This window comes from Xenorhabdus bakwenae, assembly GCF_030272115.1.
Lineage (GTDB): Bacteria > Pseudomonadota > Gammaproteobacteria > Enterobacterales > Enterobacteriaceae > Xenorhabdus > Xenorhabdus bakwenae.
In genome coordinates this window covers 903,224-921,610 of the sequence record NZ_CP119194.1, presented here as the reverse complement: position 1 = coordinate 921,610, position 18,387 = coordinate 903,224, and the positions used below count along the sequence as shown (strand labels likewise).

Genomic DNA, 18,387 nt, shown 5'->3' with positions numbered 1-18,387 from the left:
TAACCTACTAAAAAATGATGTTCACATAATAATTGTTATTTGATTTTTACAATAAATTTATTAAAACATTAATAATATTCGTTACCCCTGCATACAATGCATTCGAAAAATTAATGTAATAATCTGATAATAATGAATTTTATTCTATTATCTCCCGACGATATTCATGGAATGTTATCAAAAGAGAAAATAAACATTATTTTAACAAAATGCAATCACTACGGAGTAAAAGTCCATCTTCATCACAAAGTAACGACACAAGCCACCAGTCAAACAAGATTATGAAACGAAAAATACGTGTAGAAAATTACAGTATTGTTTTAAGAAAACCACAGACTAAAAAGGAATAAAACATAAACAATGGTTTCAAGGAAATTACACCGGAATGATGTTATCGATTAATCACGCTTTAACTGGTCATTTATCGGTTAGCTTTTGATTAATTTACTCCCAATCCAAAGGTGAAATTTCATCTTATTGCATAAACAGTTTAAATAAATACATAAGTTATCTTTTCTATATCACAATCACAGCAACCCAGAAAATAAGGTCAGGGTCTTATAATAAAGATATTAACAATAATTCCATGTTCGAATAATCATATTAATATCAGTTCGCTGCAAAGTTAATAGGTTGTATTTGCACCGTTAAATCCGCAGGTAAACGCCATTCAGATATCAATAGATACTATTGTTCCAGAAACAATAGCTGAATTGAGTCAGCTTAATGTTTTCATGATCTAAATCACAATACTAATAGCTGTGAATGATAAGCTGTATCCGACGTAGAATTTCAAGGAAAGAAACTATTACTAGATTAATCATTTTGTTAAGCAATTTTTTAAGGCAATTAGCGGTATTCACGATGAAATCCAAACGATTAATCTCATAATATTATTTAATACCCTAACAATATTGCATCTGATTGCCTTAAAAAATTTAACATTTATCAGGAGTAATTTTTATGGCTGTAACTCAAGTCGCAGAACTCAATGAATTAGTTGCTCGCGTAAAAAAAGCCCAACATGAATTTGCTAATTTTACTCAGGAGCAAGTTGACCGAATTTTCCGGGCTGCGGCCCTTGCCGCTGCTGACGCTCGTATTCCACTGGCAAAATTAGCCGTATCTGAATCAGGTATGGGAATTGTGGAAGATAAAGTGATCAAAAACCACTTCGCTTCTGAGTATATTTATAATGCCTATAAAGATGATAAAACTTGCGGTATTTTGTCTGAAGACAGTACTTTCGGTACTATTACTATTGCTGAACCTATTGGCCTGATTTGCGGAATTATTCCAACAACAAACCCAACATCTACTGCCATTTTCAAAGCACTTATCAGCCTGAAAACCCGTAATGGTATTATTTTTTCTCCTCATCCACGCGCCAAAAAAGCGACGAACAAAGCGGCAGAAATCGTCTTAAATGCAGCGGTGAACGCAGGGGCACCAAAAGACATTATTGGTTGGATAGATGAACCTTCCGTTGAACTTTCCAATGCCTTAATGCACCACCCGGATATTAACCTGATTCTGGCAACCGGTGGCCCTGGCATGGTCAAAGCAGCCTATAGCTCAGGTAAACCCGCTATTGGTGTCGGTGCTGGCAATACCCCCGTGGTGATTGATGAATCAGCGGATATTAAACGTGCTGTTGCATCTATCCTGATGTCTAAGACGTTTGATAACGGCGTGATTTGTGCTTCAGAACAATCTGTCATTGTTGTTGATGCTATTTATGAGCAGATTCGTGAGCGGTTTTCAACTCATGGTGCCTATCTTCTCCAGGGAGAAGAGTTAAAAGCCGTACAGGATATTATTTTGAAAAACGGTAACTTAAATGCAGCGATTGTAGGTCAACCTGCAACAAAAATTGCTGAAATGGCCGGTCTCAATGTTCCTGAAAGCACTAAAATTCTGATTGGTGAAGTGACTCTGGCAGATGAAACCGAGCCTTTTGCCCATGAAAAGCTCTCACCACTGCTTGCCATGTATCGTGGCAAAAACTTTGAAGATGCAGTCGAAAAAGCCGAGAAACTGGTTGAGATGGGGGGTATTGGACATACTTCATGCCTCTATACCGAACAAGATAATCAGGCAGAGCGTATTAAATACTTTGGTCACAAAATGAAGACCGCACGTATTTTGATCAACACACCTGCATCTCAAGGTGGTATCGGAGACTTGTACAACTTTAAGCTGTCTCCTTCTCTGACGCTAGGTTGTGGTTCTTGGGGAGGCAACTCTATTTCTGAAAATGTTGGGCCAAAACACCTGATCAATACAAAAACCGTCGCTAAAAGAGCCGAAAATATGTTGTGGCATAAACTTCCAAAATCAATTTATTTCCGACGCGGCTCTCTGCCCATTGCGTTGGAAGAAGTCGCTACCGATGGTGTTAAACGCGCTTTTATTGTGACAGACCGTTTCTTATTCAATAACGGTTATGCCGATCAGGTTATTAATGTCTTGAAATCTTATGGCGTTGAAACTGAAGTATTCTTCGAAGTCGAGGCAGATCCAACATTAAGCATCGTTCGCAAAGGTGCTGAACACATGCATCTGTTTAAACCGGATGTCATCATTGCCCTTGGCGGCGGTTCCCCGATGGATGCGGCTAAAATTATGTGGGTGATGTATGAGCATCCAGAAACCCATTTTGAGGAACTGGCTCTGCGCTTTATGGATATCCGTAAACGTATCTATAAATTCCCCAAAATGGGTGTAAAAGCTAAATTGGTCGCCATTACCACCACCTCAGGCACGGGTTCAGAAGTCACACCTTTCGCGGTTGTTACCGATGACGTCACCGGGCAGAAATATCCTTTGGCAGACTACGCACTCACCCCTGATATGGCGATTGTTGACGCGAACCTGGTCATGGATATGCCAAAATCGCTATGTGCTTTTGGTGGTCTGGATGCAGTAACCCACGCATTGGAAGCCTACGTTTCTGTTTTAGCCAATGAATATTCTGATGGGCAAGCACTGCAAGCACTAAAGCTGCTAAAAGATTATCTGCCGGTTAGTTACCACGAAGGGGCAAAAAACCCCGTTGCGCGCGAACGTGTCCATAATGCAGCGACGATAGCAGGTATTGCCTTTGCTAATGCGTTCTTGGGCGTATGCCACTCTATGGCCCACAAGCTTGGCTCTGAGTTTCATATCCCTCATGGTTTAGCTAATGCCCTGTTAATTTGTAACGTAATCCGCTACAACGCTAATAATAATCCAACAAAACAGACTGCTTTTAGCCAATATGATCGTCCACAAGCACGACGTCGCTATGCGGAAATTGCAGATCATTTGGGGCTAACCTCATCAGATGATCGTACTGCTGCCAAGATTGAAAAACTATTGGCCTGGCTGGACGAAATGAAGTCTCAACTAGATATTCCAGCTTCAATTCGTGAAACAGGGGTGCAAGAAGCTGATTTCCTGGCAAAAATCGACAAGCTTGCAGAAGACGCATTTGATGACCAATGCACCGGTGCAAATCCGCGCTACCCATTAATTTCTGAATTGAAACAACTGCTGCTAGATTCTTTTTATGGCCGTAAATTTACCGAAGAGGACAAACCACTGGGGGCAGTCAAATCAAATAGAAAAAATAATAAGTAAGAAAGAATAATAAATGATAGGCTGATGGATGTAACTTAAAAGGCGTTAGGGCAACCCGGCGCCTTTTTACTATTTTATTTTCCAGCCTTCTCAGCCTATACTCGATAAACTTCAAGTTGCAATCCGCCTGACGACGCGAGGCCTTATATTTCCCCGCTGCGCGAGGAAATATAACACGCATCCTGACGTTGGATTGGTATATATAGTTTTAGATTTCTCGATGACAACTGGCGGCGTATTAAACCTTTTTGGCCCTGGCTTCACGAATAACGTCAGTATAATGCCTGCGACACACAGAGACGTATTTTTCGTTACCACCAATATCAACCTGAGCACCATCGTAAACAACGTTGCCATCGTTGCCAAAACGAAGTACACAGCTGGCTTTTCTCCCACAATGACAGATTGTTTTCAACTCTACCAATTTATCTGACCACGCAAGGAGATATTCACTGCCGCTGAATAACTCACCTTGAAAATCTGTCCTTAAACCATAACAAAGAACAGGGATATCATCATAATCTACAATTTCACACAGTTGCTCGACGTGCTCTTTCGTTAAAAATTGGCATTCATCAATCAAAACGCAATGGACTTTTTCTGCCCTATTTTCCTTTCTGATAAGTTCAGCAATATTTGTTTTTGGTGAAAACAACAACGCTCCAGCGGATAATCCAATACGGGAACTGACCTTTCCTTTACCGAATCGAGTATCGATCTCTGCTGTAAAGATCAGCGTTCTCATTCCCCTTTCGTTATAGTTATAGGAAGACTGCAATAAGGAAGTTGATTTCCCTGCGTTCATGGCGGAATAATAAAAATAAAGCTGAGCCATTGGCCTGTTCATCCTCTTGTCAAATTTAATCAGGCGATATAACAGCACCAGTTTACCACAAACTCTGGTTAAAATTATCCCTGTCATTGTCAAATGTGGAGTAACAGAAACAAATTAAAATGAATAAGAAAAGATTATTTTCATGATAATCATCACATTTGCGCATATAAAATCAGCACCACAAGGACTTCCTGCATACCAAATGCACAAAATTAACATAAAAAGAAAATAGCTATTTTTACCCTCATCCTTTGAATATTAATAATCATAGTGGTTTACTTTTGTTCAATTCACCCACCATGATCATAACTAATGGATTACCCATAAAAAACTTTCATCTTACACTTACTCATCAACTTATTTTCAGAAAAACAGTTAATGTTTCTTACGCATTGACTATAAATTAGTTTTATACCCTAAGTTTTATCCCTTACTAAACTTTACAGTAATCCCCTTCATTCTTATTGAAAAATGGTAAACCTAATAGCCGGATTAAAACGCAATATATCGATTACTTCAAAAATTGCATTTTAAAATGACATGTTTTAGCCTAAGAAAGTAAATTCACTATTGCAGAAAATAAAATAGCATTCTATTATTATCTCTACATCAGCTATCATCATTATAATTTGAGACCAGGACAATGAGCGAAAATTTAAAATCCTTAAATAACATCCGTACCTTGCGCGCACAAGCAAGAGAATGTGAACTTACTACTTTGGAAGAAATGCTGGAAAAACTTACGACTGTTGTTGAAGAACGTCGTGACGAAGAAAATCAGGCTCGTGTACAAATAGAAGAGCGTACACGTAAACTTCAAGAATACCGTGAAATGCTGGAAAAAGATGGTATTGAATTAAGCGATTTAGTAGATGCTTTAAGTGGTAAATCTACTGGTAAATCTAAACGTGCCGCGCGTCCAGCTAAATATTCATACATTGATGAAGGTGAAACTAAAACCTGGACTGGCCAAGGCCGTACCCCCGCTGTAATCAAAAAAGCAATTGAAGAAGAAGGTAAAAAACTGGAAGATTTCCTGATCTAATCAGTTGCTTTAAGACCTGATAACAAAAATACCCTTGATAGGGTATTTTTGTTTTATGATTAATATTAACTAACTAGGTTAATTACGGGCTGATGTAGAAACACAAAGAGCTATATTAGTGACTAAGTCATCTTCATATTCTCGATGTGATAAAAAACAATTTAACACTAACTTAGTTTTTTATTAACATAAACTTATAGAAAAGGAGCTAACCGCTCCTTTTCTATTTTTGCTGTCATCACTTCTGATAAAAGCCTAAATACCAATCGGTAAATCGTTTCACCCCTTCCTTTACCGGTGTGTTAGGTGAAAAACCAATCTTATTGTAAAGCGCGTTTGAATCTGCACATGTTGACAATACATCGCCATCTTGAATTTCCATAAAGTTTTTCTTTGCCTCAATTCCTAATGAGGTTTCAATGGCTTCAATAAAGTCACCCAGTTTTGTCGGTTGTCCATTTCCAATATTGTAAACCCGGTATGGCGCAGAGCTGGCAGATATTTGCCCATCCTCAACTGACCAGTCTTTATTGGAGGCAGGAATGATATCCTGCAATCTGATTATAGATTCAACAATGTCATCAATATATGTGAAATCTCTCACCATATTACCATGATTATAAACATCAATTGGCTGACCTTCTAACATAGCTTTAGTGAATTTAAATAAAGCCATGTCAGGACGCCCCCACGGTCCATATACGGTAAAAAATCTTAATCCTGTAGTGGGAAGTTGATAAAGATGTGAATAGCTGTGAGACATTAACTCATCGGCTTTTTTTGTTGCTGCATATAAAGAAACCGGGTGATCAACGGAGTCATCAGTAGAAAAAGGTTGCTTTTTATTTAAGCCATAGACTGAACTGGAAGATGCATATAATAGATGCTCTACAGAATGATGGCGGGAACCTTCAAGTATATTGATATGACCGACGATATTGGCATCTATATATGCCATAGGGTTTTGTATTGAATAACGCACACCCGGTTGAGCCCCTAAATGGATAACTCGCTGGAATTGATGTTTCGCAAACAATTCGGGTATTGCAACTCTGTCAGCCAGGTCTAATTTTTGAAATTTGAAATTTGAATAAGAGAGTAATAAATTTAATCTCGCCTGTTTCAAATTAACATCATAATAATCGTTGAGGTTATCGATACCAACAACCTCATACCCCATATTCAATAGCCGCTGACTAACATGAAAACCTATAAAACCAGCAGAGCCTGTAACTAAAAATTTCATAAATTAACTCAAATGACGGGTTTGATTGAGGCACCGCGACCAATACCATAATAAGTAAAACCACGCGATTGCAGGCGTTCGGGATCATAAAGATTGCGTCCATCAAAAATCACAGGCGTTTTTAATGAATCCTTAATCACATCAAAATCAGGTGCTCTGAAATTTTGCCACTCTGTACAGATAATCAAAGCATCAGCACCTTTTAATGCCGCTTCTTTTGTTCCCATTAAAGAGAGATCATCACGCTGCCCATAAATACGTTGGGCTTCCTGCATAGCTTCAGGATCATACGCCTGAACGTTAGCGCCGTATTTCCATAACGTTTCCATCAAGACACGGCTCGATGCTGCACGCATGTCATCTGTATTAGGTTTAAATGACAGCCCCCAAATAGCAAATGTCTTGTCCGATAAATCATCACCAAAATGGTGTCTTACAAAAGCAGGTAATTTACTTTTCTGTTTTTCGTTAACCTGCTCCACTGCCTGAAGAATTTTGGGTGTATATCCAATTTGTTCAGAAGTCCGGATCAATGCCTGAACATCTTTAGGGAAACATGATCCGCCATATCCACATCCAGGGTAAATAAAGTGATATCCGATGCGTGAGTCGGAACCAATTCCCTGACGCACATGCTCAATGTCAGCTCCCAGCATTTCAGCCAAGTTAGCCATTTCATTCATAAAACTGATTTTTGTCGCCAACATGCAATTAGCTGCATATTTAGTCAATTCAGCACTGCGGATATCCATGACTATCATGCGATCATGATTACGATTAAATGGCTCATACAGTTCACGCATGACATCAACCACATCATCATTATCACAACCAATAATAATGCGTTCAGGTCGCATACAATCAGCAATAGCGGCGCCTTCTTTCAAAAACTCAGGATTGGAAACGACATCAAATGGAAGTTCCAGATTACGCTCTGCCAGTGTTGCTTGCATCACTGCCCTGACTTTATCAGCCGTACCTACCGGCACAGTTGACTTGTCAACAACAACTTTGTAACCATCCATATTTTCCGCAATCGTTCTGGCTACAGCAGTAACATACTTAAGATCAGCAGAGCCATCTTCATCGGGAGGTGTGCCTACTGCAATAAACTGTAATTTGCCATGAGCAATACCGGCTTTGGCATCCGTTGTAAAATTCAGCCGTCCTTCAGCATGATTTTTCTTTACCAAGGGCGTCAAGCCCGGCTCAAAGATAGGAATTTGACCGTTTTTTAGGTTTTCGACTTTTTTTTGCATCAACATCGACACAAAGAACATCATGCCCTACTTCAGCAAATACGGTTGCTTGCACTAAACCTACGTAGCCAATACCAAATACAGTAACTTTCATATCACACCTTAAAGTACGAGTAGATTATTTTTCAAACTGATTTTGCAGGGTCATGATCCAATCCGTGAATGACTTGCCCCATTCTTTATGTTTCATGCCATATTCAACAAATGCCTGCATATAACCCAACTTATTACCACAATCATGACTACGACCTTGCAAGTGATAAGCCTCAACGGACTCTTTTTCCATCAGCATGGCAATAGCATCTGTCAGTTGTATTTCATCGCCTGCCCCTGGCGCAGTTTTAGCCAATAATGGCCAGATTTTTTCGGATAATACATAACGACCAACAATGGAAAGATTCGATGGTGCTTCTTCCGGTTTTGGTTTTTCAACCACACGGACAATAGGTTTGCTATCCCCAGGCTGTAAACTTTCACCCAGGCAATCAACAATGCCATAATCCGCAACACTTTCTACAGGGACAGGTTCAACCAGAATTTGGCTTGCACCACTGCTGTTGAAGCGTAATAACATTTCGCTCAAATTATATTTTGATAGGTCGGTACTGTACTCATCCAAAATAACATCAGGCAGAACAACAGCGAACGGCTCATCACCAATAAGGGGTTTAGCACATAACACGGCATGTCCCAATCCTTTTGCTATTCCTTGACGGGTTTGCATGATGGTCACATGATTTGGACAGATAGATTGTATCTCGTCCAATAACTGGCGCTTAACTCTTTTCTCAAGAATCGCTTCCAACTCAAAGCTGGTATCAAAATGGTTTTCTATCGAGTTCTTGGATGAATGTGTGACCAGAATGATCTCATTAATCCCTGCTTTGATACACTCATTGACCACATACTGAATAAGTGGTTTATCCACCAAGGGGAGCATTTCTTTTGGGATGGCTTTGGTGGCTGGCAACATCCGGGTTCCCAAACCAGCAACAGGTATAACCGCTTTTTTGACCTTTTTATTTATTACTGACATTACATCGTCTCCTACTGCTATGTTTTCACTGAAAAATTCCTTTACAGTTTAAACAATAGCATTAACTCTCAAAAAAAAATCGTATGTGTGAGGAAAATAGCACTCGCAAAAAATAACGCGCACGAGTATACACCAGTTAATTCGGCCAGATATACAGTGCGCTGGCATTTAATCCTGTTCAATAAATACTGATTTACCTTACAATTAACGATAATCTGCAACCACTTTAAATAACTGGAGCTATTTTGACAAACATGTGTCCCTGCGGCAGTGGCTCATCTTTCGACTTTTGCTGTAGCCCCTATCTTGAAAACCATCTTCATGCCCCAAATGCTGAATCCCTGATGCGTTCCAGATATAGTGCTTACGTTACACAAAATGCAGACTATCTTATCGCAACCTGGCACCCGGATTGCCAGTCTGAAAATTGGCGTACTGAAATAGAACAAAGTTTTGCCGGTGTACAATGGCTGGGATTAAATGTCCTCGAAACTAATCAGGGGAAACATAATAACGAAGCTTATGTTGAATTTTCTGCTTGCTTTATTGAACAAGGAAAGCAAGATAAGCAATTGATTCATGAGCGCTCACGTTTTTTGTGCCTTGATCAGCGTTGGTTTTATATAGATGGCATACGCCCTGAAATAGGCCGAAATAGCCCTTGCCCATGTCGTTCAGGCAAAAAATATAAGAAATGCTGTGGTTAAATCAGCATCTAAATATCAAACGCAACCACTCACACACAGTGAAGAATATTTGAGGTTCTCGTAATCCATGCAAAACGCAAACATACAAAAAAAAATCTTGCGTACGATTTGTCCTGATTCCAAAGGATTAATCGCAAAAATCACAAACATTTGTTACAAACATCAATTAAACATCGTTCAAAATAATGAGTTTGTTGATCATCGCACTGGACGATTTTTTATGCGTACCGAACTGGAGGGTATTTTTAATGACGAAACTCTTCTGGCCGATTTGGATGACGCTCTCCCAGCGGGTTCAAACCGTGAATTAAATACAGCAGGCCGACGCCGTATCGTTATCATGGTGACAAAAGAAGCGCATTGCATTGGCGACATTTTAGTCAAAAGTGTCTATGGTGGACTGGATGTCGAAATTGCGGCTGTCATCGGCAATCATACTACTTTGCAAAAATTGATTGAGCAGTTTGATATCCCATTCCATTACATCAGTCATGAAGGTCTAACCCGTGAACAACATGACGAAGCATTGATGGCTCAAATTGATCAATATAAGCCGGATTATGTTGTGCTGGCCAAGTATATGCGAGTCTTAACACCAGCATTTGTTCAATATTACCCAAATCAAATAATCAACATTCACCATTCATTCTTACCCGCATTTATCGGTGCTCGCCCTTACCATCAGGCTTATGAGCGTGGTGTGAAAATTATTGGTGCGACGGCTCATTATGTAAATGACAATTTGGATGAAGGCCCGATTATCACCCAAGATGTGATAAATGTGGATCACACCTATACCGCTGAGGAGATGATGCGTGCAGGACGGGATGTCGAAAAGAATGTATTGAGCCAAGCATTACACTGGGTATTTTCCCAGCGGGTTTTTGTATATGGCAACCGTACCGTCATTCTTTAATAAACCATGTTATCTTTTTAATAAACAATAAGGTATTGTGCCTATAGCTGTTTGGACAAAATGCAACCTTATCACCCAATAGGTTGTAATATGAGCATCCGGATCAAAAAGCAAGCGTACGATACTTTATTTTCAATTATCTGCTTTACAGCGGCGGTTTATCTGATATTATGCCGCTCGCTGCTAACGACAGTATATAATTCAAAATCTGGTGGGGTTCCCGAGCGGCCAAAGGGAGCAGACTGTAAATCTGCCGTCACAGACTTCGAAGGTTCGAATCCTTCCCCCACCACCATCAAGAACACATTTCATTATATAAAAATCAAAAAACATACTTATCTTACTAAACAGTAAATTATAGCTTACTGGTTCATAAAATATCTCGATTTGGAAAGTGTTAATACGTTCAAGCTAACATTCAAATTGGAATACCATAGAATGGTTATGGGCAAGGAGAAGCAAGATGAAATGTCAAGATGCGTAATACCTAGATAAGCCAAAGGTGAGGAACGAAATGGCACATCATCCTTCCTCACCACCATCAAAAAATCTGTTCTAAGCTCTTTTAATGCATTTAGGTAAACACCCATAGCGGAGCTGAGAAACTCCGCTCATGCTGTCAGTTACTCCATATCACTGACGGAGTCGATGAAACGATTTAACACGCTTGAATGAGATTTTGATTTGTAGACATAACACTGATTAATTGCATCAGGCCGTGATATAGGAATGAAGCCCAGACTTTCTCCCTCTTCCAGTGCACCGGAGTGGGAATCTGTAATAAAAATATAATCGGTTGACTGGATAAAATTGAGACAGCATTCTATATTATCCATCTGTCGAATATTAACTTTTTCTCCGTTTTTTATCATTTCCTCTTCCAGATTCTTTATCAAATTGCCTTTATAGAGCACGGGATCACATAACCACGTTCTCTTTCTCAGCAATTGAGTAAAGTCCCCATTGACTTCATCCAATAACTCTTTGCGGCAGCAGATCCCCAAATTTGGGCCATCAATTTTCCTTACCAGACTGAATCGATCACTAAGTATTTTTTCCGAACTTAAAATTATTGTATTGCCCTCATAGTCAACTATTTCATCAATGTTATCATAACTGAAGCGTAATATATTCACTTGAGCATTATTTCTGTCCGCTGCTTTATAAAGTGAAATCAGATGCTTTTTCTTACCCCAATCATGGTATATATTTACAACATTACAAATACTCCCGCTAATGTGTTTCTTTGTAATTTCTTTCTCTTTCAAATAGAGCTCTTTTAAGTCATTATATAACTCCACTCCGTCTTTGGTCAGAATCATCCCAAACTTCTCCCTTTTGAATAAGCGCTTTCCTAACGTCGCTTCAAAGTCTTTAATTGATTTAGCGACTGGGGGAGTCGTACGGTTCATCACTCTTGCCGCTTTGCTTAAAGAACCCATTTCCACCACCGCCATGAATGCTTCTAATTTACGAGAAAAAAACATAATTCACCGTTCCTATGTAACTTGTGGCTAAAATAATTTCCTTGAAATGGCCTTCCATCAGGTAACCGCTAAATCAAACTTGATATTATGAAGGTATAGCTTTGTACAATAAAAATAAGTATTTTTCAAATGGCATTTATATAAAATACCAGTCCCTGATGCAATAATGCGGTTTAGATGAACTATATTATTCATCTATATCATGATGAATATTCCACTGTGATTGTAAGCCATTAATAAATATAACCATGACCTACACATTCAAATTTCTATCAGAGATTGATTAACTCTTCTACTTTTTCATTAATTAATTTTTGTAACACACAACATAAAATAAATTTCAATAATAAAAACTCTCACGGGAAATTATAATATCAACTGTTGAATATAACACATAACAATTAGTAAATTATTATAAATCCATTAATTTACTATTTATTGATTTGGTGTCTTTTTATTATTTAAAAATCGATTCGACACTTTAAATTTGAGGTAACGAGAGTATTATAATCAGTATAGTATTACATATGTGAGTAAAATAGCGAATTATCAAGATAATCAGGTGAAATTTATTATTTAATAAATAGTTACATCCTTATTTGTATCTGTTAATATTAAGAATAAGAATATTTTATAGGTGATTATAACAATATGAAATTTATATCATTCAATATTAATGGATTAAGAGCACGTCATCATCAACTTGCTGCCATTGTTGAACAACACCAACCTGATGTTATCGGATTACAAGAAATAAAAGTCCATGATGAAATGTTTCCTCTGGAAGAAGTCAGTAAGCTGGGTTATCACGTCTTTTACCATGGTCAAAAATCACACTACGGTGTCGCACTGCTCACTCGCCAACAACCCGTAGATATCCGTAAAGGTTTTCCTACTGATGACGATGATGCACAGCGCCGCATTATTATGGCCGATATCGAGACACCGCTTGGTTTATTAACTGTAATCAATGGCTATTTTCCGCAAGGGGAGAGCCGTGACCATCTGATTAAATTTCCTGCAAAAGAAAAGTTTTATCAGGATCTACTGTCTTACCTGGAAATTAACCATTCTCCAGAATCACACATTCTGATTATGGGAGACATGAATATCAGTCCAACAGATCTCGATATTGGCATCGGAGAAAACAACCAGAAACGCTGGTTAAAGACGGGGAAATGTTCTTTTTTGCCAGAAGAGCGTGAATGGATAGAACGCTTGAAAAACTGGGGACTCATCGATACATTCCGAGCACTAAGCCCCGAAGTCAATGACCAGTTTTCTTGGTTCGACTATCGCTCAAAAGGCTTTGATGATAATCGTGGGCTGCGCATTGATTTGCTGCTTGCCAGCCATCCGTTGGCAAAAAGATGTATCTCTTCTGGTATCGATTATGCTATCCGCAGCATGGAAAAACCATCCGATCATGCCCCTGTCTGGACTGAGTTTAAGATATAAACAGCGACCATGAAACACAGCACCACCCATTATGGTGCTGTGTCAGCATTTCGGGATCATCCCTGATTGGCTTGATCTTTCTTTGCCCTGCTCTTGCTGGATTTTGCCTGCTTTCCTTTCCCTTTTTTGGCATTAACGGGAACAGGAGGCAAGTCCCTAAAAGCCGTCAAATTACGATGTTGTTTTGCCTGCCAAATCAACTGCTGCAATGTTTCCTGAAGGGGGAACATAAAATCCTGATAACGGAATTGCTTTTCGCTGATTTGCGTCAACCGAGATTCCCAATGTGCAGTCATATCCGGCAATACCGCCATGTCCGGCAAGACATGAATTAAAGCCCTGCCAGCCGGAGTCGCGTGAATATAACGCCCTTTTTTGTACAGGAAATCCCGTTTGAATAGCAGCTCAATGATCCCTGCTCGAGTCGCTTCCGTCCCCAGGCCATCAGTGGCACGAAGCACCTTTTTCAAAGCTTTATCCTGCACAAACCGAGCTATGCCAGTCATTGCAGACAATAATGTTGCATCTGTGAAAGGCCGTGGAGGTTGTGTCTGTCTTTCCACCACTTCGCCTTTCTCACACAATAATTCATCTCCTTTAGCAACAACAGGTAATGGCGTGCCTTCATTCTCTTCATCCCGTTCCTTGTTGCCAAGCAGGGTCCTCCAACCCGCTTCTGCCAGAAAACGTGCCTTGGCGATAAATTTTCCACCTGCAATATCAAGTTCAATCGTACATTTCCGAAATACCGCGTCAGGAAAAAACTGCATCAGATATTGCCGCGCAATCAAGCTATAAATATGGCTTTCATTTTCGGTTAAATTGACTTGGCTACTACGTGCAGCAGGAATAATGGCATGATGAGCATCAACCTTCTTATCATCCCAACAGCGGTTCTTTTGCCCTATATCTAAAGCATTCTGTGGAAGTAAATGGGTAGCATGAATCGAAATGGCATTCAGGACCGCATGACGCCCGACAAAATGCTCTTCCGGCAGGTAACGACAATCAGAGCGCGGATAAGTGATCAATTTATGGGTTTCATAAAGCCGCTGACAAATGTCAAGTACATCCTGAGCACTCAAGCCAAAACGTTTGGCCGCTTCAATCTGTAAGGATGAAAGAGAAAAAGGCAATGGGGCTGTTTCTGATTCACGCTTATCCTGATAGGAAGAGACATAGGCGGGTTGTCCGGCAATACGCGCAACGACATGTTCAGCTAACGGCCGGTGAATAATTCGCCCTTCTTCATCCTGAAAATCAATGCACGATTCACTGGGTTGCCATAAAGCGGTAAATCGCTCTTCATCAGGTGTAACAACATGTGCTTTGACCTCAAAGAAGTCTTTCGGCACGAAATTTTCTATCTCTTCATCACGACGCACAACCAAACCTAAAATAGGCGTTTGAACCCGCCCAACCGATAATACCCCTTGATAACCTGCACTTTTGCCTAATAAGGTATAAGCACGGGTCATATTGATACCATAAAGCCAGTCTGCTCTGGCTCTGGCGAGTGCAGAAACACATAAGGGGATAAACTCCCGATTGCTCCTCAGCCGTTCAATCGCTTTTGCGACCGCCTGATGATTCAGGTCATTAATCAGGCATCGCTGGACATTGTATTTTCTCTCAGTATCCAGATCTAAAAAATCCAGCACTTCATCCACCAGCAATTGACCTTCACGATCAGGGTCACCTGCATGGATGATTTCGGTCGCTCTTTCCAGCAGGGATTTAATAATGTTGAGCTGTTTGGCCACGGCTGCCCGTGGCTTTAGTTGCCATTTTTCAGGAATGATCGGTAAATCAGCCAATACCCAACGAGCGTAACGGCTATCGTAAGCATCGGGTTCGGCCTGTTCCAATAGATGACCAACACACCAAGTCACAAACTGGTTATCACCGCATTCGATAAACCCATCCCCACGTCGATGGGGCTTCGGTAAAACATCCGCGATGGCTCTCGCAAGACTGGGTTTTTCTGCAATAAAAAGACGCATGGAATTCTATCCATTTGATTTTAAATTTAAATTATAATTAAACACTAAATATTATCCGGTATATTGTCCTGTTTATCAAAACCTTTGGTAAAACATCTTCTGAGTTCATTTTGTATTGATAAATAAATATATCAGCGTCTATATCATTTTTCATTACATACCCACTTATTTCTAAATCCTTCACCTCGCTCCATCTATTCAGCCAGATCAATACTAGTGGTAACCCCTACCTTCCCATGCCCCTCAGTCCACTCAGTATATGAGATTTCACAACCAATAACCGACCAAATTTTACCCATCAACGCCGATGTTCCTCCAAACTCACATTTTGTACATTTATTGAACTGAAAATTTGTTTAATTTCAACCCGTTCAATAGTCAATTACCCGTCTCTACTGCCCAAATCAACCCAGTGCGTAATTCTAGAAAACCTCGGTTTGGCGGAAACAGTGGAGCTGGCGAAAAATGCGAAATTTGTGGTTGAGCGCGGGCGCAATGCTAATGGTGCGTGGGTGAGGTGGTCAGATGGTGCGATTGAACTGTTTGGACTGGGTTCACCAGTAAATGGCCTCGCTACTATGTATTTCCCAATTGAGCTACCCGGGGTCTCATATTTTATTAGCATTGCAGAACGTTTAGCGAGTGACACAGGAACAGCAAACACAGCTCACACATCAATGATTATTGATTCAACATTAACCCGCACAGGATTTCAGGCTCGCTGCCTAATGGTGAGTGGGTTTACGTCCACTAACGGATTTTCATGGAGATTATACTATGCGCCTATTTAATCCAAACACGATGACTGAGGTGTTACCGGCCATTCACGACACAACAGGGGCGATTGAATTACCCGATGATTGCTGGTTTTTCCGCGAACGGGAAATACCGCAGGGGAAAATATTATCAGTTAATGAGGTAGGTGAGCCTATTTTGATTGATGCACCAACTGAATAACAATCAGGGGCACGTAGCCCCTTTAATCACTCCGGCTGCTCAGGCCATTGGATATCGGGGGCGGTAGAGCAATCCACCCGATTGAGCAGCACCCGGTATTTACGCCATTCGGTTAATGCGGATTTTTCGGCGTCGGTGGCCATATCGAGGTCAATCGCATCCTGCCAAATCGCAATTTTTTCGGTTGCCGTTCTCAACAGGCCGCGTTTCTCATACGCCGCACGCTGCTGTAGTTGTTCCGGCGTTGGCGGCGGCGTGCCGATGGCTATGGCCTCAGCTTCAGTAATTGGGATTAAATCTGGTCTAATCCACGCGTCCTGCGACCCGTCGGCAGTATATCCATATACCTGATTATCCAGTGATTTGAAATATTTCATCATTGTCATTGTTATCGTAACTCCCACCAATTCGTAATTTTATTATCAAATTCCGTCGTCACTGAATAGGCAGCACCGACAGGTATGATTGCACTGCCTGTCCCACGCTGGGCGCCCCCACTATTGGCCCCCCTAACCAGGGGAATATGTATAACGTCCCCGCCCTGTTTAAACGAAATATTCGCGGCTGACTGCTCTGTTCCCTCGCGAGTGTCGCGGGATACCGCTATGACAACAAATATGGGCCTGTTTGTGTCATTGACATACCAGGCGCCAATCACCCGGCTCGTTGTCACATGAACCCACGACTGGGCATACCCGACCCCGTGAGCAGAAATGGCATCGGTGACCGATTTCTGGCTCATTACCACATCTGTTGCCGTGCCAGTTGACTGCGCGATACGGGTTGGCGCGGGTATATCATCCAAACAGGCCAGTGTGCCGTTTTTTTGTGGAATACGGGCGTTAAACCACGCGTTATTTCCAATGCGACTGGTTAGCTGCGGTTGGGGATCAGACGCATTAATCTCGACCGTTGATAGATTACTGCGGGCACGGACGATATTGTTTCCCGTGATTTCACCCGCAACAGAAACAGAACCATCAATATTACCGCCAGATTTGCTAAATTTCGTCTCCAATGCCCGAGTTGTTGCCTGCTGACTCATAATACTGGTTGTCGATTGGCCTGTGGATTGGGCAATTGTAGTGGGTGTTATAGGTGCTGGGATATCGTCCAAAAATGCGATGGTTCCGTTTTTTTGCGGAATATAAGCGCTATTCCAGTCACCATTACCCTGACGGCTAGTCAATTTAGGACTAGACTCAGACGCATTAATCTCGACCGTTGATAGATTACTGCGGGCACGGACGATATTGTTTCCCGTGATTTCACCCTCAGCAGAGACGGAGCCGTCAACCACACCGCCTGTTTTAGGGTAGGCATCCTCTGCCCATTCCATTGTTTTCGTCAAACCGAGGTTTTTCACAAACTCCGGTTTGTTGGGAATGTCTGCGCCGTTCTTGGATTTTTCGAGGCGAGTATCGGCAACAGTTTTTACCGCTCTAGGCGTCGTTGCCATATTTTCAGCATTACTATCAATAGCATTGCTCAATTTGGTGATACCCGCAGTCGTCAATGACGCGGCGGGTACAGTAGAATCAACCGTAGCCCGTAATGCGTTGAGTAATCCGTTTTGCAACGTTACCAAATTACCATCATCTAAAACGTCACTACCCGTCGTTTCAGCAATAAACTGTGCTACCACAGTTGTAATTACTGACGCCTGACGCCAAACTTTGTTTAACTCCTGTGATTTAGCCACACCGGAGCTAAACCCATTAGTTCGTGCGGCCAGTTTCCCATATTCCTCGTTCGATAATACGTTCGATCCGTCCGCGAGTCCGAACGGTAGAAACTCATTTTTTGCCATACTTACC

The 18,387-nt window shown here is 40.9% G+C and carries 14 protein-coding genes, 1 tRNA gene and 1 pseudogene; 8 read left to right on the top strand and 8 right to left on the bottom strand.

The annotated features are described in order from the left end of the window. The first annotated feature begins 963 nt into the window (after positions 1 to 963). Entirely contained in the window at positions 964 to 3,621 is a 2,658-nt protein-coding gene (gene adhE / locus PXH59_RS05240; protein ID WP_285810661.1) for a bifunctional acetaldehyde-CoA/alcohol dehydrogenase, read from the top strand. A gap of 238 nt (positions 3,622 to 3,859) precedes the next feature. Here adhE and PXH59_RS05235 read toward each other — a convergent pair whose 3' ends face one another. Continuing rightward, entirely contained in the window at positions 3,860 to 4,456 is a 597-nt protein-coding gene (locus PXH59_RS05235) for a thymidine kinase (protein WP_047770980.1), read from the bottom strand. Between the two features lie 643 nt (positions 4,457 to 5,099). On the opposite strand from PXH59_RS05235, the gene PXH59_RS05230 reads away from it, so the two are divergent. Further along, positions 5,100 to 5,501 (top strand): H-NS family histone-like protein, encoded by a 402-nt coding sequence (locus PXH59_RS05230; protein WP_047770981.1) that lies wholly within the window; start codon positions 5,100 to 5,102, stop codon positions 5,499 to 5,501. A gap of 238 nt (positions 5,502 to 5,739) precedes the next feature. Here the strand turns inward: PXH59_RS05230 and PXH59_RS05225 are convergent, their stop codons facing one another. The 3 genes and pseudogenes from PXH59_RS05225 to galU form a co-directional block, all read right to left on the bottom strand. Beyond that, a complete protein-coding gene (locus PXH59_RS05225; protein WP_285810658.1) occupies positions 5,740 to 6,747 on the bottom strand; it encodes an NAD-dependent epimerase in 1,008 nt (335 codons plus the stop codon). Positions 6,748 to 6,755: 8 nt separating this feature from the next. Continuing rightward, a pseudogene (locus tag PXH59_RS05220) lies at positions 6,756 to 8,100 on the bottom strand (UDP-glucose dehydrogenase family protein). 24 nt (positions 8,101 to 8,124) lie between these two features. Further along, positions 8,125 to 9,042, bottom strand: a complete 918-nt coding sequence (gene galU, locus PXH59_RS05215) for a UTP--glucose-1-phosphate uridylyltransferase GalU (RefSeq protein ID WP_285810656.1) — start codon at positions 9,040 to 9,042, stop codon at positions 8,125 to 8,127. Between the two features lie 245 nt (positions 9,043 to 9,287). Between galU and PXH59_RS05210 the strand changes: the two genes are divergently transcribed. The 3 genes from PXH59_RS05210 to PXH59_RS05200 all read left to right on the top strand — a co-directional run bounded on the left by PXH59_RS05210 (position 9,288) and on the right by PXH59_RS05200 (position 10,960). After that, a complete protein-coding gene (locus PXH59_RS05210) occupies positions 9,288 to 9,749 on the top strand; it encodes a YchJ family protein (protein ID WP_285810655.1) in 462 nt (153 codons plus the stop codon). 67 nt (positions 9,750 to 9,816) lie between these two features. Then, entirely contained in the window at positions 9,817 to 10,665 is an 849-nt protein-coding gene (gene purU, locus PXH59_RS05205) for a formyltetrahydrofolate deformylase (RefSeq protein ID WP_047770986.1), read from the top strand. A gap of 210 nt (positions 10,666 to 10,875) precedes the next feature. Further along, positions 10,876 to 10,960: transfer RNA gene (locus PXH59_RS05200), tRNA-Tyr, on the top strand. A gap of 328 nt (positions 10,961 to 11,288) precedes the next feature. On the opposite strand, the gene PXH59_RS05195 is transcribed toward PXH59_RS05200, so the two are convergent. Beyond that, complete coding sequence (locus PXH59_RS05195) at positions 11,289 to 12,152, bottom strand: helix-turn-helix domain-containing protein (RefSeq protein WP_047770987.1); 864 nt, start codon at positions 12,150 to 12,152, stop codon at positions 11,289 to 11,291. Positions 12,153 to 12,803: 651 nt separating this feature from the next. On the opposite strand from PXH59_RS05195, the gene xthA reads away from it, so the two are divergent. Next, entirely contained in the window at positions 12,804 to 13,610 is an 807-nt protein-coding gene (gene xthA / locus PXH59_RS05190; RefSeq protein WP_285810653.1) for an exodeoxyribonuclease III, read from the top strand. A gap of 56 nt (positions 13,611 to 13,666) precedes the next feature. Here xthA and PXH59_RS05185 read toward each other — a convergent pair whose 3' ends face one another. Continuing rightward, on the bottom strand, positions 13,667 to 15,613 hold the full coding sequence (locus tag PXH59_RS05185; protein WP_047771906.1) for a DNA topoisomerase III: 1,947 nt from the start codon (positions 15,611 to 15,613) through the stop codon (positions 13,667 to 13,669). A 437-nt stretch (positions 15,614 to 16,050) separates the two neighbouring features. Between PXH59_RS05185 and PXH59_RS05180 the strand changes: the two genes are divergently transcribed. Further along, positions 16,051 to 16,404, top strand: coding sequence for a hypothetical protein (locus PXH59_RS05180; RefSeq protein WP_285810651.1), 354 nt, complete (start codon positions 16,051 to 16,053; stop codon positions 16,402 to 16,404). Beyond that, positions 16,391 to 16,570 (top strand): hypothetical protein, encoded by a 180-nt coding sequence (locus PXH59_RS05175; protein ID WP_285810162.1) that lies wholly within the window; start codon positions 16,391 to 16,393, stop codon positions 16,568 to 16,570. Before PXH59_RS05180 ends, PXH59_RS05175 begins: the two co-directional genes overlap by 14 nt. A 26-nt stretch (positions 16,571 to 16,596) precedes the next feature. Here the strand turns inward: PXH59_RS05175 and PXH59_RS05170 are convergent, their stop codons facing one another. Together PXH59_RS05170 and PXH59_RS05165 are read right to left on the bottom strand one after the other, a co-directional pair. After that, complete coding sequence (locus tag PXH59_RS05170; RefSeq protein WP_285810160.1) at positions 16,597 to 16,956, bottom strand: tail fiber assembly protein; 360 nt, start codon at positions 16,954 to 16,956, stop codon at positions 16,597 to 16,599. Positions 16,957 to 16,958: 2 nt separating this feature from the next. Then, on the bottom strand, positions 16,959 to 18,380 hold the full coding sequence (locus tag PXH59_RS05165; protein ID WP_285810650.1) for a phage tail protein: 1,422 nt from the start codon (positions 18,378 to 18,380) through the stop codon (positions 16,959 to 16,961). Positions 18,381 to 18,387 lie beyond the last annotated feature (7 nt).

What these genes read in the sequence shown, in the direction of transcription:
- PXH59_RS05175 (WP_285810162.1), top strand. Translation starts at nt 16,391, where the DNA reads ATGCGCCTATTTAATCCAAACACGATGACTGAGGTGTTACCGGCCATT.
- PXH59_RS05225 (WP_285810658.1), bottom strand. Translation starts at nt 6,747, where the DNA reads ATGAAATTTTTAGTTACAGGCTCTGCTGGTTTTATAGGTTTTCATGTT.
- xthA (WP_285810653.1), top strand. Translation starts at nt 12,804, where the DNA reads ATGAAATTTATATCATTCAATATTAATGGATTAAGAGCACGTCATCAT.
- adhE (WP_285810661.1), top strand. Translation starts at nt 964, where the DNA reads ATGGCTGTAACTCAAGTCGCAGAACTCAATGAATTAGTTGCTCGCGTA.
- PXH59_RS05195 (WP_047770987.1), bottom strand. Translation starts at nt 12,152, where the DNA reads ATGTTTTTTTCTCGTAAATTAGAAGCATTCATGGCGGTGGTGGAAATG.
- galU (WP_285810656.1), bottom strand. Translation starts at nt 9,042, where the DNA reads ATGTCAGTAATAAATAAAAAGGTCAAAAAAGCGGTTATACCTGTTGCT.
- PXH59_RS05185 (WP_047771906.1), bottom strand. Translation starts at nt 15,613, where the DNA reads ATGCGTCTTTTTATTGCAGAAAAACCCAGTCTTGCGAGAGCCATCGCG.
- PXH59_RS05235 (WP_047770980.1), bottom strand. Translation starts at nt 4,456, where the DNA reads ATGGCTCAGCTTTATTTTTATTATTCCGCCATGAACGCAGGGAAATCA.
- purU (WP_047770986.1), top strand. Translation starts at nt 9,817, where the DNA reads ATGCAAAACGCAAACATACAAAAAAAAATCTTGCGTACGATTTGTCCT.
- PXH59_RS05170 (WP_285810160.1), bottom strand. Translation starts at nt 16,956, where the DNA reads ATGACAATGATGAAATATTTCAAATCACTGGATAATCAGGTATATGGA.
- PXH59_RS05230 (WP_047770981.1), top strand. Translation starts at nt 5,100, where the DNA reads ATGAGCGAAAATTTAAAATCCTTAAATAACATCCGTACCTTGCGCGCA.
- PXH59_RS05165 (WP_285810650.1), bottom strand. Translation starts at nt 18,380, where the DNA reads ATGGCAAAAAATGAGTTTCTACCGTTCGGACTCGCGGACGGATCGAAC.